Source organism: Rummeliibacillus stabekisii (genome assembly GCF_007988965.1).
GTDB classification, from domain to species: Bacteria; Bacillota; Bacilli; order Bacillales_A; family Planococcaceae; genus Rummeliibacillus; species Rummeliibacillus stabekisii.
Genome location: NZ_BJVD01000005.1, coordinates 23405 through 39416, shown reverse-complemented (window position 1 = coordinate 39416; position 16012 = coordinate 23405). Strand labels below are relative to the sequence as shown.

The 16012-nt window shown below is 29.4% G+C and carries 18 protein-coding genes; 3 read left to right on the top strand and 15 right to left on the bottom strand.

The window, feature by feature from the left end; translation table 11 throughout:
- Positions 1–95: 95 nt before the first annotated feature.
- The 6 genes from RST01_RS10355 to RST01_RS10330 all read right to left on the bottom strand — a co-directional run bounded on the left by RST01_RS10355 (position 96) and on the right by RST01_RS10330 (position 5177).
- Entirely contained in the window at positions 96–479 is a 384-nt protein-coding gene (locus tag RST01_RS10355; RefSeq protein WP_147196563.1) for a hypothetical protein, read from the bottom strand.
- Between the two features lie 580 nt (positions 480–1059).
- Positions 1060–1479, bottom strand: a complete 420-nt coding sequence (locus tag RST01_RS10350) for a hypothetical protein (RefSeq protein ID WP_147196561.1) — start codon at positions 1477–1479, stop codon at positions 1060–1062.
- A gap of 134 nt (positions 1480–1613) precedes the next feature.
- Complete coding sequence (locus RST01_RS10345; protein ID WP_147196559.1) at positions 1614–2174, bottom strand: hypothetical protein; 561 nt, start codon at positions 2172–2174, stop codon at positions 1614–1616.
- Positions 2175–2186: 12 nt separating this feature from the next.
- Positions 2187–2855: a hypothetical protein gene (locus tag RST01_RS10340; RefSeq protein ID WP_147196557.1), complete on the bottom strand. Its 669-nt coding sequence runs from the start codon at positions 2853–2855 to the stop codon at positions 2187–2189.
- 623 nt (positions 2856–3478) lie between these two features.
- Positions 3479–4102 carry a hypothetical protein gene (locus tag RST01_RS10335; RefSeq protein WP_147196555.1) on the bottom strand — a complete coding sequence of 208 codons (624 nt, stop codon included), beginning with the start codon at positions 4100–4102 and terminating at the stop codon, positions 3479–3481.
- On the bottom strand, positions 4092–5177 hold the full coding sequence (locus RST01_RS10330; RefSeq protein ID WP_244946697.1) for a YHYH domain-containing protein: 1086 nt from the start codon (positions 5175–5177) through the stop codon (positions 4092–4094). The genes RST01_RS10335 and RST01_RS10330 overlap by 11 nt, the downstream gene beginning before the upstream one ends.
- Positions 5178–5347: 170 nt before the next feature.
- Here RST01_RS10330 and RST01_RS10325 point away from each other — a divergent pair, with 170 nt between their 5' ends.
- Entirely contained in the window at positions 5348–6451 is a 1104-nt protein-coding gene (locus tag RST01_RS10325) for a DUF4236 domain-containing protein (protein ID WP_147196553.1), read from the top strand.
- 227 nt (positions 6452–6678) lie between these two features.
- On the opposite strand, the gene RST01_RS10320 is transcribed toward RST01_RS10325, so the two are convergent.
- Positions 6679–6960: a hypothetical protein gene (locus RST01_RS10320; RefSeq protein ID WP_147196551.1), complete on the bottom strand. Its 282-nt coding sequence runs from the start codon at positions 6958–6960 to the stop codon at positions 6679–6681.
- A gap of 615 nt (positions 6961–7575) precedes the next feature.
- On the opposite strand from RST01_RS10320, the gene RST01_RS10315 reads away from it, so the two are divergent.
- Complete coding sequence (locus tag RST01_RS10315; protein WP_147196549.1) at positions 7576–8106, top strand: Panacea domain-containing protein; 531 nt, start codon at positions 7576–7578, stop codon at positions 8104–8106.
- Positions 8066–9034 carry a hypothetical protein gene (locus RST01_RS10310; RefSeq protein ID WP_147196546.1) on the top strand — a complete coding sequence of 323 codons (969 nt, stop codon included), beginning with the start codon at positions 8066–8068 and terminating at the stop codon, positions 9032–9034. Before RST01_RS10315 ends, RST01_RS10310 begins: the two co-directional genes overlap by 41 nt.
- Before the next feature lie 71 nt (positions 9035–9105).
- Here RST01_RS10310 and RST01_RS10305 read toward each other — a convergent pair whose 3' ends face one another.
- The 8 genes from RST01_RS10305 to RST01_RS10270 form a co-directional block, all read right to left on the bottom strand.
- Entirely contained in the window at positions 9106–9336 is a 231-nt protein-coding gene (locus RST01_RS10305) for a hypothetical protein (protein WP_147196544.1), read from the bottom strand.
- Positions 9337–9894: 558 nt separating this feature from the next.
- Positions 9895–10080, bottom strand: a complete 186-nt coding sequence (locus RST01_RS10300; protein ID WP_147196542.1) for a hypothetical protein — start codon at positions 10078–10080, stop codon at positions 9895–9897.
- 44 nt (positions 10081–10124) lie between these two features.
- Entirely contained in the window at positions 10125–10571 is a 447-nt protein-coding gene (locus tag RST01_RS10295; RefSeq protein ID WP_147196538.1) for a hypothetical protein, read from the bottom strand.
- Positions 10572–10827: 256 nt separating this feature from the next.
- Positions 10828–12393, bottom strand: a complete 1566-nt coding sequence (locus RST01_RS10290) for a PIN domain-containing protein (protein WP_147196536.1) — start codon at positions 12391–12393, stop codon at positions 10828–10830.
- A gap of 368 nt (positions 12394–12761) precedes the next feature.
- Positions 12762–13610: an MFS transporter gene (locus RST01_RS10285; RefSeq protein ID WP_147196534.1), complete on the bottom strand. Its 849-nt coding sequence runs from the start codon at positions 13608–13610 to the stop codon at positions 12762–12764.
- Positions 13611–13922: a hypothetical protein gene (locus RST01_RS10280; protein ID WP_147196532.1), complete on the bottom strand. Its 312-nt coding sequence runs from the start codon at positions 13920–13922 to the stop codon at positions 13611–13613.
- A 133-nt stretch (positions 13923–14055) separates the two neighbouring features.
- Positions 14056–14742, bottom strand: coding sequence for a GGDEF domain-containing protein (locus tag RST01_RS10275; RefSeq protein WP_184117612.1), 687 nt, complete (start codon positions 14740–14742; stop codon positions 14056–14058).
- A gap of 504 nt (positions 14743–15246) precedes the next feature.
- On the bottom strand, positions 15247–15990 hold the full coding sequence (locus RST01_RS10270; protein ID WP_147196527.1) for a hypothetical protein: 744 nt from the start codon (positions 15988–15990) through the stop codon (positions 15247–15249).
- Between the last annotated feature and the right edge of the window lie 22 nt (positions 15991–16012).

The following is a 16012-nucleotide window of genomic DNA, read 5'->3' as shown; positions in this document are numbered from 1 at the left end:
TTACAAATGAATTTTATTATATGTCTTACTCATTATTTAATTGTATCAGAATTTTATAATTTACTATAGAAAGTAAATTATAATCTCAGCATATATTAAGCTCCACTGCTCGGCCCTTTATTCGCCTTCTGTTTATTATGTAAAATTAAAGATATATCTTCTAAAAAGGATTGATGATTTTCTCTTTTAGAAAGACACTCTATAGTATGAATATCTCTAATAAACTTAAACAAAAGATATGGGGATCTACTTTCATTTTCTTCAATAAGAGAGATATCCTTAGTTAGACGACGTACATATGAGGCAAATTCAGTTTCTCTAATACTGTACTGTAATTTTCTTAATAGCATTCCCGAATAATAATATAAGTAAAGTATTAATTCCTTACTAGCTTGTGGATTATTATGTAACTGAGTATGAATTAAGTTAAGAGAGCAGCTATAGTTATTTTCTTTGATTGGAATAGATTGCTCATTCATGACCATTACCCCCTCATAATAATCTTTTTTATAATCTATTTCTTTTCGTATGTAAATTTATGTTCTTTAAAATATAATAAAATGGGTAAAGCGCAAATAAAAAAACATAAAATTTAAAGATAAGTTCTTGAGCAATGTAAAGTATAGGTGGGCTAGTCGGTATTAATAAAACTACAAAGCTAAAAATCATTATAATTAAATAGAACGGTAATAAAACAAATGCAAATGCTTCGTGCAGAATTTTATCTTCTCTTTTTGCTGTTTCTCTGTGGCCTAATAAAATTAGTATTGTAGCGGCCAATATGTAAATTCCATAGATAATAAAATGTATCATTCCGATTCCTGCTCTTTTTCTAAATAGTTATCTGGTACTGCTTTATATTCTTCTACACTGATTTCTTCTACCATTGATTCCTCAACTACATATTTTTCAGCCAGTATAGAGATACCCCTAATATGAGAGTCCTTGTACACTTGGTCATTTATTATGGTTAAACCTTCTAAAACAAATTGAAAGTATGCCTAGTTATAATCAGGTAATAAACTTGCGTCTTCAGAAACCTTATAGCAAAAATTAGAGCTATTTAACAAAAAGTGGTCTATCCTCTTTTTCCGTTTCGATATAAATTCCGCCATTAGCGACAATTCTTATAATCTCGCTAATCTTATCAATAGAGATATGCTTATTAGCTAGTGCTTTGACTCCCTTATTAATAAGTTCACCTGAATCAACTTTTTGCAAGTCAGAGTCTATACAAACTACGGAAATGTTATATTCTTTTATAAACTGTAATACAGCTTCGTCATTTAACAATGAGTGTAAATTAACAATAAAGAGAAGCGACGTAGGTACAGCTTTATGTTTACTTTCACGTATCTCTTTAAGCCAATTATCCGTTGTTAAACAAGTAGTGGACGCAGATACTGGAGCCGCAATTTGTAAAGTGTTTTTCCACATGCGATTCCCTTCCCTAGTTGGTGTCAGTAAAAAGATATCCAAATATATTGCCTCTCCTTTTTCAATGAAACAAAAAAGGTACATCCCTCCAACAAAAGTAATTATCACTTTTAATAGAGGGGTGTACCCTTTTACGTTCTAATTAAGTTAAATAAATTATAGCATATACTTTTAGATTATAAAAGAGCAAATATAATAGGACCAAAGAAGGCGAATAAAATCATTATAATGGATATGTTTCGGGAATTTTTGTACCACTTATAGTATTCTGGATGTTTAATTAAGGTGTGGCCGAATTTAAAGAGCAAACTTATTGATATCCCTATTAGACTAGTAAATATAGCGACTTCAGATATCGTACTTAAGGCTGCGGTAAATGCTGCATCTACATCTGCTTTTGTTTTGAATGAAAGAATAATGATCGGAATGCCTCTTAATAACATTAGTGAAATGAAAGACCAAAGCATTGTTGTTTGCGCATACTTTTGCCATTGTACATTTTTGAATATCATAGACATAATCATTACAATAACCCCAACAATAAAAAGGATGTTTATGGATTTAAGAAACCAATCGAAACCGCTAGAACCTAAAAAAGTTAGTTTATCAGCAATATCATCAGTAAATGAAAATGTGCTGCTTTTAATCTGGCCATCATCAGTTATTGTATCTTCGCCTTGCGGTAAGAATGTATCCGTGTTCATTTTTGATAATAGAATTGGATAAAAATTAAGCAATGACTTCTCCCCCTATGCTTTTTTTGAAAAATTAGTTCTAAGGTCAAAGCTTACTTCATTTGTATACATCTTTCCTTCAAACATATCTATTGTAGATTCAAAACTGAATACATTTCGGGATTGTCTATAGACATCCTGAAAGTGAATTAGCCACTGTGCAGCCAATTTTTCATAGCGAATTGGATCTTCTACAACCATAAGTAGATCCTCTGCAGAGATTGTAAACTCTCCTACAACATTGTTAACACGGAAATTATGTACCCCTACGGTTACCTTTTCTAAGTATTCAGCGAACGGCAATAGCATACGAAGCGGTTCTCTAAACGTTTTAATTTCACTGACTTTACTACTTGGACAACTAATCCGGAATTCAACTTTAACATTTTCATAGTCTAAGCTGCCCGAAACGCTGGCATCAATATTGACCAAAAAAGTATGAGGACAAAATTCGGATAAAGGTTTGATTACCTTACTTTCAAACGTATTTGCTTCATTAATCAAATCGGACAAATATTGGTTTGATAACGATAAGGAGGTATCACGATGACCACTGGCACGACGACTAATGATATTGTTTGCTGGCTTACATTTGTATGTGAATTTTTTTACAATCATTTGTGTATCACGAATATCATCTACTAATGTATCAACTATTGGCTTTTTTATATTTAATGAATTCATTATGTCAACCCCAATTTTCTAAATATTATGTCGAAAGCAACAATTTACACTGAAAAATAATAATATCATGGTATATAAGAACCACCTAAAATACAACGATTTCAGGACAAGTATCACCAATACCTGTAAAAAACAGTAAATATGTACCCTAAAATTGTATGATTTTCTATGTTTATATAGCTTTCTCTAGTTAATTATTACTAATACAAATGTGACAACTGAATTAGCATAATAAACTAGAGAAAACTCCGAAAGTATATTAAGATTCGGCAATTTTCGTATACATTTATACTTCCTAAAAACAGACTTTTATTATTTTTAAGCACAAAAAAAGCCTTTGAAATGATTGGTTTTAATAGCAACAAGTAAAAGTTTGCTATATAAAATTCAATCAGTCCAAAGACTGTAATTGTTAGTTGCACGCACGACTCAATAGAGCGTCAATAGATGAAAAATAAAAATAACTGTATCTATTATAACGTATTAGTTAGATAAATACTATATTTTTTGTACTACTTAAATATAAAAAAATGCGGAGTATGTACTAACAACACAATTGATCTAGCTATTTATGAGTAACTTGGAATTATTACCCAATTAAATAATACCCTTAAAGCTTTTACTTAGTTTACATGTGAAACACTAAAAATTAAACCTTTAGATTGGTCATATTTCAGATTATATCTTATATTATTTTTCTCTGTTGTCGTTTCATTCATTTGAAATTTATAGTTTTTATCAAACATTCGCAAATCTTTTAAAACCTGACCGATCTCTTCTTGACTTAGATTTGTGTTTGTTGTACCTATTAATAATCCCATCGTTAATAGGATATCTTTTCCTTCACCTTGCCCTACCATAATAAGCTCTTGTACTGCACCCTTATCATCAATATTTTCAACTAAAGTTATATCTTCACTCAACTTAGAAGTAATGGATTCTTTTTCTTTTTTAGTATTCTCTAAAGAATACGCTAAATCTAACACCTTTACTTCGTTATTAAACGCACTTAAAAATTCCTTTTGATTTTGGAAAAGTGGTACTGTTGTTGCCATGACAGCAACAATCGGGAAAATAAAGTATAGAGTAAATACCAAAGTAATAAAAATGCCTTTAAATTTAGTAAATCTCCCTTGCCTCCATAATAAAAGAATACCTAAAGGTGGCAAGATTATTAACCACAACCACATAAACCAAGGTTTTTGAAAGAATCGAGTTTTACGCTTTAAATTATTTTCAAGCGGCATCTTGCTTACCTCCTTTGAACAATTCTTTTATATTGATGTTATAAATAAAATGCATTGTATCTTTTACTCCTTCTACTAAAGAAGATTTGATATCATTTACGACTCCTTCATTAAAAGGTGTTTCATTTTTTTTATCTATTAAATGCGTATATAGAGATTCACCCTCTAAGTCTCCGGAATCTAGAACGAAACTTTTTCGAAGTAATTGCTCTTCTTCCATATTTTCTAATACCATTTTATATTTTGTCTTTAATTTTTCCGAAGTTGTAACACTGATTAAAAGATTATAATAGGTATTTACTTGTTTATATTGCTTTTTATGATAAGCCATTTCTGCATCTTTAGTTAACGCTTTAACAGTTTCATTATAAAAAGTTTTTGTTTTTTTAACGTTACTAATTTTTTGTGCTTCTTTTACTAGTTTAAACGCTTCTTTATACTCCTTATTATCTCTTGCTATTGTTGCATCAGATAATTTCCCCTCTATTTTTTCGTTAGTTTTAATCTGGTTTAACAATACATCTGCCTTTTGGTTAATTAATTTACTAGAGCGTTTGTATTCTTTTATATATGTTACATAACTCTTTGCTTTTGAATAATCATTTTGATCAAATGCATTTTCTGCTAATTGATAAATAGCTGATAGTGAACTTTGAATAAGTAAATCAGTCTGATTACTATTTTTTCCTAATTCATATATCTGATCTAATTCTTTAATAGTTCCTTTATAATCTTTACTGTTATAAAGTATTCTCGCAGATTTAAGATGTTTATCTGCTTTTACTTGTTTTGCATCAATTTTTGGTTTTGGCTCAGAAACTGGCTGATTAATTTTAGAAGATGGTGTCGTATTGCTACTAGTTGAATTAGAATGGGATCCGCTCGATCCACTGTTACTACCACCCCCATTGTGGTAGTGATATTCTCCATATTCTAAACCCCATTTTTCACAATTGGTTCGACAAGTATGACCACCATTACTATCAGTTCTGCCCGGATGCGCACTTACACTTAATGGTAATACAAATACCAAAGAGCATAAAAAAGCAGTAAGCATTATTTTACTTTTAAACACTATTTTTACCTCCCATATACTTTTTATATTCACATTAATACTTATATCATATTTACCATGTCGATTTATGTCGAAATACCTAAAAAAATTATACTTATTATATAAATGCCTTATAATATAGAATATATCTAACTATGTAGTGTACTAGAAAATGTTCGGAGGAAATGATTATGGGATTAAGGTTTCGCAAAAGCTTAAAAGTTGCACCTGGAGTTCGTTTAAATATCAGTAACAAAAGTACTGGACTAAGTTTTGGAGGCAAGGGGTTACGTTATAGCATTAATAGTAATGGACGAAGAACTACGAGTGTAGGGATACCAGGGACTGGTATTTCATATGTCACTTCAAGTTCAAATGGAAAACCCTATCAAACAAAGTCGTATCAAGATCTTCAAAAGTTAAAGGCTCAAGAAAAAATCATGTTAAAAGAACATGAACAAGAACGAGCAAAATATGAAGTTGAATTATTTAATAATTGCTGTGAAATTGTAAAGTCAATTCATAAGGAATGCGATGAGAAAGTAGATTGGAAGAATATCTTAAATAGCAAACCACCCTATCCTTTTGGAGAAATTGGTCCAAAGGAAAAAAATGCAATAGACAAGTATGAAGAATACAAACCTCGATTTTTCGAATGGCTATTCAAAAAGGATGAAAAAGCTTATATTGAATTATCAAACCAAATTGAACAAGCTAAAATGGAAGATGAAAACTTATTAAAAGAGTGGAGTGAACTTACTGGATTAGCTAAAAAAGTGCTGGATGGTGACATCCATACATATTTCAGAGTAATAGAAGAAATGAATCCATTAGATGATTTAAGTGAATTTGGCAGTGGTTTTGAATTTTCAACAGATGATTCATCAATTATGGAAGTCGAGTTTGATGTTCACTCTGATAAGATCATACCTAAAGAGGAAAAGAAGTTAACGAAGACTGGTAAGCTATCAATAAAACAAATGACTAAAACAAGATACTTTGAACTTCAACAAGATTATATTTGCAGCTGTATTCTACGGATAGCAAGAGATCTTTTTGCTTTATTACCATTAGAAACTGTCTTTATACACGCCTATGACAATCAACTTAATTCTTTTGGTAACGAAGAGCGTGTATTAATTCTTTCAGTTGGTATTGATAAAAGAATTCTAAATGAATTAAATTTTGAAGATATTGATTGTTCAGATTCAATGAGCAATTTTCCTCATAATATGAATTTCAAAAAAACTAAAGGTTTTGGTGCTGTATCTAAGGTTTCATTAGAACCAATTTAGCAATTTTACGTACCTGAAAGATAGTGCATTAAAACACCAAGAATTTCAAGGGTTTATAGTAACGCATAGCAATATTTCCATATTTTTAACTGTCTAAGACAAAAAAATATCTATTATATCTAACAAATGATATGAGAGTAAACACAAGAAGCAGACTGCATAAGAAATTTAGTAATAATATATAAAAAAGCTAGAAGACTTATAATAAGTTTTCTAGCTTTTCATCTTTATTTAGACCAAAATTCTAACAATTGCTCTAATTTTATGTAAGAAGAATTAATTACAGGTAATAGTGCGACCTTATCTCTTTTCTCTTGCTCATCAGAAGTGTTTTCAACAGATTTATGGGAGTTCACTATAGTTTCTAAAGCATTTTTGACATATTTTAATGTCTCATTTGGAAATTTAATTTTTATTTCTTCTAAGGAAGGATCATCTAACTGAATCATTCCTAATACATAATTATCAATAATATTTCCTATTTCTTCTTTTGATATATTTTGGCTCATCCTTTTCCCCTCTTTTCTCCGTGAATTTTATATAGTTTTTCAGGAATAAATGTTAGAAATTATATGAAAGGGTGATCGTTGATATAATTAGCATGAACGCATATATTCTTCGTATGGGTTCATAATTTCGTCCCCTTTCATATTCCTATATAATCCCTCGAATTATAAGGTTTGTGTTCTTCTATTTTATCTCCAATTACATATTTTTTCATGGATTTTCATTTTTTAAGTGACTTTTTGGTGATTTTTATTTTTTGGTATATTTAATGATATTCAATAATGCTTTTAAAACAATCTATTTCTTATTATAAAAACGCGACTGTTCACATGTTTAGTAACATGGAAGGCCGCGTTGTTTCATTTCAGAATAAGCGCAATAAATCAACCAATTGATTAAACCCTATAGCTTTTATTAACTGCTCTTTCATTGTGTTTCTCCTTCTAATCTGAACGTTTGTTTGTTATAATAACAAAGAACAAATGTTCTTTTCTCGATTGTTTTCCTTGTGTTTTATATTTTATTGTTGTTAAATAAACTTAATAGCAGATATAATAATTAGTTCGCCTAACCCAGTATTTAACTCAATATGCTGTTATTAAAAGGAGGAAGGGTGTATGACTTATCCAGTCAATCAAATTGCTAATTATATTATCGAATTAGCCCATAGTAAAAAACATCCAGTAAACAATTTGAAATTACAAAAAATCCTTTACTTTTTAGAGGCTCGATTCTTATTAGAAAAAGGAGAAAGTTTATTTAACGAATCAATCGAGAAATGGAAGTATGGCCCTGTTGTTCCGGAGGTTTACTTTAGATTTAATCATTTAGGTGCAGAGAGCATCAAACAAGTTCCCCAAGTATTCGATTTCAATTTACTTTTACAGGATGATTTTGAAATTAAAAATCTAAATTCCGATACAAATTATAATTTCGATTCAGAAGACAAAGATATCATTGATACGACAATATTAAAATTACTACCTATAGGTCCATTTGATTTGGTAGAAGAAACTCATAAACATAATTCATGGCTGAAGGATGAAAGAAGAATACTATCTGGTGAAAGGCATATAGAATACACTACTCAAGAGATAGCTAACGATTTTGAAAACAAAAGATTTAGGATTTGGGAAAATAATGAATAACCCACTCAGATCAAATTCCAATCAATCCAATTTCTTTCACTTTATACTAAAAATTTGCTATAACGAAGATGACCGTAAAAAGGCAATGCCAAATCTTAGTAAAAAGTTTTCCGAATTATTTAAGTATGAAACTGAAATTGATTATCCCGCTATTTTCGACATAGTAAGCCAATCCTCGATTACTTTATCTGATTTGGATATCATTTTAGAAATAATAAGCGAAATTGAAAAACAGATAGAAGACGAATCTTTGAAAAGATTGCTTAGGAAAATGGGTCGCCATTTTAGACTTTCTTTTGCACAAAAAAATTATTTTGAAGTACTCCAGTCTAATTATCTTTATGAATTGTCACGATCTCAAGAGGCGTTAGATGCAACACAGGCTGAATTAGCGATAACTCAGGAAGATTTAAAAGATATTCAAGGAAAAAATAAAGAAATAAAAAATGAAATTACTAATATATACGCTCAATTTATAACTATACTAGGAATATTCACAGCTATTGTTCTAAGTGTTTTTGGAGGATTGCAAATTCTTTCATCAGCTTTTCAAAATCTACAATCAACTCCTACTTGGAAAGTCGTTATGATCGGCAGTATTTTTTCAATAGCGGTTTTATCAATGTTATTCTTATTAACACGTTGGGTTAGTACAATTGTTTTTATTTCTTTTGGAATTAAACGAGAGAAATCATTGGTAGGAATATTGGCTAATAATGGAGCATTTGCCACCGGTGTTTTTATATTTTCCTATTTAATCTTCGCAGCTGTTATTTTCAGTTCAAGTGATTTCTACAAACACTTTAAACAATTATTAAGCCTTGCTGATTTTTGGCCAATTTTAATACTTCTTGCCGTTCCATTAGTAATCTGGCTCGCTCTGTTTATAAAAATTATAGGTGGTAAAATTCATAAAAAGAATTATTGAGAAATAAAAGCCCCATTAAAGGGGCTTTTATATTATTAACTTTTTTTGTATATGCCTTTATATACTCACGATTAGCCGTGCAATAGCTCCCATACAATAAAATGTGGAGTACCATTCTCAGCATGTACAATGTTGATGATATCAAGTTTAGTGCCCTTTTTATGGGTTTTCTGTTTCTTTAACGTTTCGTCTACCTCGATTTCACCAATTTCATGCCACTTCCGTATGGATTGTAACGATGCATATTGAGTTATTTCGTCAATTAAATTGAAGTCTAAGTCAATTATTCTTAGTGGGAGCATATTTCACCTTCCTCAATTTTTAATTTTTATCGCAATTGATCCATCTTATGTACCGACTGCTAGGGTAAAGAAAGGCGGTGCATTAAGATGAAGAAAAAGAATAAAGAATTACTAAATTTAATTTTGACTGTTGTGGTACAAATACTTCGTATAATCATAGATTTGATAAAAAATTCACAATGGTAATCCACTGTGTTTTCTTTTTCGACAATAAAAATAACGCTAGTCTATTGACTGCCCCTAATTAACGGCCTTATTTTCTTCATTACTCTCACATGCATAGAACACTTCAAGTATAACCTGCTTTTCTTCTTGTGAAGTGTATATTCCTCGTATGGGTTCATAATTTCGGCCTCTTTTATATTCTTTCACAATTCCAGAATTGTAGATTCGTGTTTTTATATTTTATCTCATATTTAATTTTTTCCTATATTTTTTTTAGTATCAATTCGGTCGATTTCGTCGTTTTAGATATAAAGTATTGGATTGTATAGTAATCAAACATATAGTAATTCCTTCAAAAGAAAAACGACTCACCAATTCTTTGGTAAGTCGTTCTTAGTTATTAAATTGTCCTCTTTGGCTTTTTTGATAGCGTCTTTTAGCCTTAAATAATATTAAACGTGCCTTTACTATAAAAAACAAAACACCGAATAGTGTTTTTTCTTTATCTAAGGAATTAATTGTATTGTTATATTGTATTCTTTCCTGATGGTTTAAGGTATCAATAACTTTGAGAGTCATGAATGGCCTCCTCGGATATTATTTCTACCTTATTATAACAATTCTTAATCGTTTTGTGTACTATTTGTAGGATACAGTATACTTTCTTTTTCTTTATGTGCAACTGAATTCTCTTCGTCCTTTATTCTTTCTTTACCAAATGCTTTTACAAAGTTGATTAAACAGTGTAAATTATTTTTCCAGTAACCTTGGGTAATTAAGAAGGGTACCGTGAAATTCAGAACTTTAGGACTGATAAATGCAAAATGACTTATTTTTATTATATTAATTGCTAAATAAGTGCATCCCGCACCGAAACCACCTAACATTAGAATAGTTAATACATATTTTACACTCAACAAAAAACAACCAAATATTGTTGCTCCAGTAAAGTATGTACGTAACTCTTCGATAGGTTTAATCCTTTTTAAACGATCATCGCTAACATTTAGTATTTTGCTTGCTGCTGCTCCTATCACTGTTAAAATAGCTGCCAGTATATAAGTATTCATCTTTATTCACCTCTCTAGATTAGTAATAGCTCTCCATGCACTCATAGAAAATTTTTCAATAAAAAAACCTTCGGAGTGATTATAAACAGATAAATAAAAATAAGTATCTGTTAGATTAATCAACCCAAAGGTTTAAGTAGTAGTTGAAATCGCGAGAATAAAAATTCCGCATAAAAATAGAAAATAAAATAAGTTCAACCTAATTTTAACATACTAGTATACAAAAAGAAATAATATTTTAAAAATGCAAACTCAGTTATTTTATAAATCCTAATTTAATATTGATATCTCTAATAATTTCTTCATCATATTGTATCTGATCTATTATATGTTGTTTAACATCTTGAACCGTTTCTATAACCTCTCCTAAATAGACATCTACTTTTTCTTGCATACCATCTGTAGGGTGATTATCTTCATCGAAATACAAATAACCATATGAAACTTCTATAGATCCTTTTAAATTCTTATTTAGAATAGTGTCATTTACTTCAATCTCAATATCATCTTTTCCTTCATTTTCTGGGTTTAATTGGCCAGTTGATGTTATAGTTAATTCTCCAATACCGAAGTCTTCCCACTGTAGTAGTGTATCATTTAAAGTGAAGTAGTCATCACATTTCCACATTTTTGTTGCTTCATAATTTTCTATATCAATATTTGTTCTTTCATCTATAATTTCGATAATCGCATCTTGCATATCCGTTATTTCACCAGTTATTGTTATTTTCTCATTGTCTTTACTATTAAAGTTTTTTATACGTTGTTGGATTTTAAATAAATCTAATTTTTGTATGTTATCTAATAAATCGGCATGTTCCTGTGATAAATTATCAAATTGACTAATTAATTCTTCAGTGCAGTTAAGTAATTCATCAATAAAGTTCTCGGTGTCCTCATTTTCGTTAATAATTACTTCCCAATCAGCTGAAAGTGAGGTCAATCCCCCTAATTCTCTATGGTACTCTATATCCCTTACATGTACTTCTTTTAGCATTTCTTTTAAATTTTCCTCTTCCATTTCAGCCTGTATTTCCTCTAAAAATCCTGCATTTTCAGTCTCTAATTTGAAATCATCTATTAAAGTTTTATTAAAATGAATTCTGTAGAAAAATTGATTTTCAATATTTAATGATAAGATGCTTTCCTGTATCTCTGGATGTAACTTATCTTTCTCAACATCTGCTGAAAAATCTACTGTGTTTCTGGTTATAAAATACATACAATCGTCAATATCTAACTCTTTTTTTGTATATTCTATTAAAGATTCTATGATCACTGCATCAGCTAATGAATCTTTATCTTGTTTACTTGCATCTTTATCTTGTTTACTTAAATCTTTAACTTGTTTGCTATAGTGAAAGGGTCTTTTTTTGTATAATTGGCGAAGATGAGCCTTAAAGAGGATTTCTTGATTTTCTTCTAAACAAATAACATGCCTATGTGAAAATAAATCATTGAATAAATTTACAGCATCACTAATATATCTTTCTTTATTACTTTCGAAGAGATCTTTCACTTCCTTTATTACGCTAGTTACGTTAGGAATTTTTTCTTTAAATATTTTCATCTCATCTATATTATTTATCCAATATAAAGATTCTACATTCTTTTTCACTAACTTTAAGTGAGAATTTATTTTTTCAATTTCGTTATTAATATGTCTATTTACTTCTCTAATTACGATTGCTGGAACAACTAATGTAATTTCACCATAATCTAAAAGTTTTTTCATTTGTGCATATGCCTCAGGCTTATGACTTTTATTTCTAGATACAACCATATCTAAATAAATGTTTGTATCTAACGCTAAATATTTCATTAATTCTTGTCTCCCATCTATAGAATGTTTTAGGTGTTTTTGCTCACCTGCATTCCTTTATCGTATACCATAAGAATTATACACTCTTCACGCCTTATATAGTTCATATTTCTAGAGATTCCATTTCTACTTCTCTCTTACTGTAATTAATCAGATACTTTTCCAATCTTCAAAACTTGATTTAGAAGAGAAATACTCAGTAATTTTATGAATATATTATCGTGAAATTTGATTACAAATTAATACGAGAAACTGTTATAACTTTAATGAAAAAAATGAGATAAATTCAGTAAAAGAATGCAAAGAAATGAAAAAAAGAAAATCAAAAAACACACCACTAAGGATGTGTTTAAAATCAACTTATCAGATTAAATTTTTCCATTTTTTATTGACAAATATTTTATTCTCTTAAACAGTTTTATTGTTTTAGGAAATAAGATATATAAAATACAATTTATTATAGCTAAAAAATTGTATTCAGAAAAAAGTCCCAAGCATATTAAAGATGCTGTTAAAAGTATAGCAATAGATATCCATTCTTTTTTACGCCAATTTAATTTCCCCATTATTAATGAATCAATAATAAAAATAATTAATGATACAAAAATAATTATATTAAATATTTGTTGAAGGAGGTAATATTTATCAACAATTGACTTTGATTGGAACAATCCTAAAAAAATATATAGTAAAAACAAACCCATAATAATAGCTAAAAGGGTAAGTAAAATAGGTAACACTACAGGTTTAAACATTGTTTTATAATAATAACCTATTATCCCTCCTATAGTTATTTTATTTAACTGTAGTATTTCATTATTTTGCTCACTTTTATATGTATCGATTTCAACGCTAAGCTTACTTATAAATTCGGTAATTTCATTTTCGTTTATCTGCTCACTAAATTTATAGATATCTTGGCATAATTCGTATGATAAGTATGGAGAAGCTTTTACTAACTTCTCTTTTACTATTTTTAAATTGTCTTTGTTCTGATAAAAATCTTTAAGTTCAAATTTTAAATCAATTAATATAGTTAAGATAGTTTCTATCTTTTCTTTCTTGTTCTTTTCTTCATTGTCTACTTTATTTTTAAATTCTCTGAACAACCAAATAGTTACAAACAAGAGTGACAAGTAAATTAAGAAATATATATAATTATTTCCAAATAATTCAGTTATTGTTTTTAGAATTAATTGTCCGATTCCATCTATCATCTAGTCTCCATATAAGATAAATGATTTTTTATCTTCCTTTGCAGTGTGTAATAGTTCGTCATATTTATCTTTTGATAATTCATAAAAAACGTCAGCATTTGGTAACTCCAAATAATCCGGATCAGAAGATCTTACATCTGTTTCAATGAGAAAAGAAGGTCCATCAATTATAGTTCTTCTGTTTAATTTCCCCTTCTTCTGTGCTCTATTTATATTTATACAAGCAAAGATACAAAGTTTATTTGTACCTGCTTCGTATATTATATCTTTGCTTCGGTGGTAATGAAATGTATCCATTTGTATCACTAGCAAAGTAATTACCTCCAATACTTTATGGTATAAAGAAATTAAAATGTCTAAATATTTAAATTCTAAGTCTATTGCAAATGGATTTATTGGCATGAAACTATATGAAACTTATTATATTTTAAAACTACTAAGTATATCAACCTATTACATTAGACTCTTTATCTTTTTTAAATATACACATTCGTTCATTCGCTATCTTTATTAATGACGTTACAACTTCTCCTGTATCTGAAACTTCAATAGAGGATGCTATTCCATAACTTATAGCCGCATTTGCTTCTACATGAACCCGTTTAAGAAAATTCTCAGCGATTTGCTCAGTATTATCTCCTATCATTATTCCGACCATGTTGGCCCCTTCATATCGACAAGCAAAGCCGTTTTCTCCTACTTCTTCTTTAAAGATTAATCCAATTTTATATAAGAGTTGATCTCTGCTGTCTGGATCTTGTGCATCATACAGTTGCTTCATATTATCAACATCAATATATAAAATATCTATTTCTCGTTTACTTAATAAATTCTCTGTTTTTTTCAGTAAGAATGATTTATTATACAATTTTGTTACTGGATCGACAATGCTGTTAATTCCTGCAGAACGTATCATATTAACGAGACGTAAAAAGTAGTAGTATGCTTCTATTAATATAGCCATAATTACTAGTACACCATATAAGAAAATTCCACTTTCAAAGGGGAACCATTGACCGATAAAGTCGAATAACCCCAATGCAATTAATACAATACCTCTTAATACATTATCTTCATAATATCGAATTCCTCGATATGTCATCCAAATACCTGCAGCAAGGAAGGTTGTCATAACAATTATTCCTGCGAAAAGCATATCAATACTAAGAGATAATAGAAGAAATATAGTGATAATTGTACATAACGATAATTCTAATTTTGTGTATTTCTTTGTGAAATAAGTTGTTATTGCTATATGGAACATTAAACAGACGCTTGCGATATGGTAGGGTACTCCCCAAAACGATAACTTAGATTCATGAATGGAACCGAAAATGATGAATGAAAATACGGTTAATACTGTATATGTTATAGAAAGATACATATCCTTTTTAATATTTGTTCTTTTGTATACCATAAATGCTAAAATGGCCAGCATGATGTAGATTATGGGTATCATTAAAAGAGGTAATAAGCCAATATTAATTAATAAATTCAATGCGTAACCCTCACTTTTATGCGATATGTAATAAGTAAAAAACCCCACTTTGCTTATATGATTGAAGTGTCATCACAAACAAAATGAGGTTTTAAAGTTTGATTAAGTAGTGAACTGTTCCAGGATAAAATTAAAATGTTATTTTTTAATTTTATATGTAATAGTTTTAGAAGCAGTTTTACCTGATACTATGTTCTTAACCAGTACTTCAACTTTATAAGTACCAACTTTTTTTGGTTTCCAGTTTGCTGTGTTTTTAGAACTGAAATTACGTATTACAGTTCTTTTCTTATGTTTATCAATAACGGTAAAACTGTATTTCAAGTATTCACCTTTAGCCTTAGCATTCAATACGAGAGTCTTTTTAAGAGATTGTGGTGATTTTAATTTAGTTTTTAAAGAGACTGAAGAAACTTTACCCCCGCGCACTTCATAGTCTGTATATAGATTATAAAGTTGAGTGTTGACCAAAGAAACGCCCTTTTTGAAAGATATTTTTAAAGTGTAGTGACCAGGATCTAATTGAGTATCTATCGTTTGATAGTAGAAATAGTTTTTAGATTTTTCTTCGTAAAAACTACTCATAGAGCTTGTCTCTTTCCTCTCATTTTTCCCGTTCAATAATGTCACAGTGTATTTAGTGGCATTTTCTTTATTTTCTGCAAGAGTGTTCCCCATAAAAACAGCAAAATAAAAATCAGTAGGATATATGACATCAAACTTTACATTTACCGGCTTATTCAATATCTTACCGCTAATTGGTTTAGAAAGAACAGCCCTTGGTACAGCAGCTGAAGCTGACTGACTAGTAGCAGCACTAAATAATAAAAATACACTACATACTATCGTTAGTATAATTTTCACTCTACTTTGTTTCTTCATTATTTACTCCTTCTAATTTAAA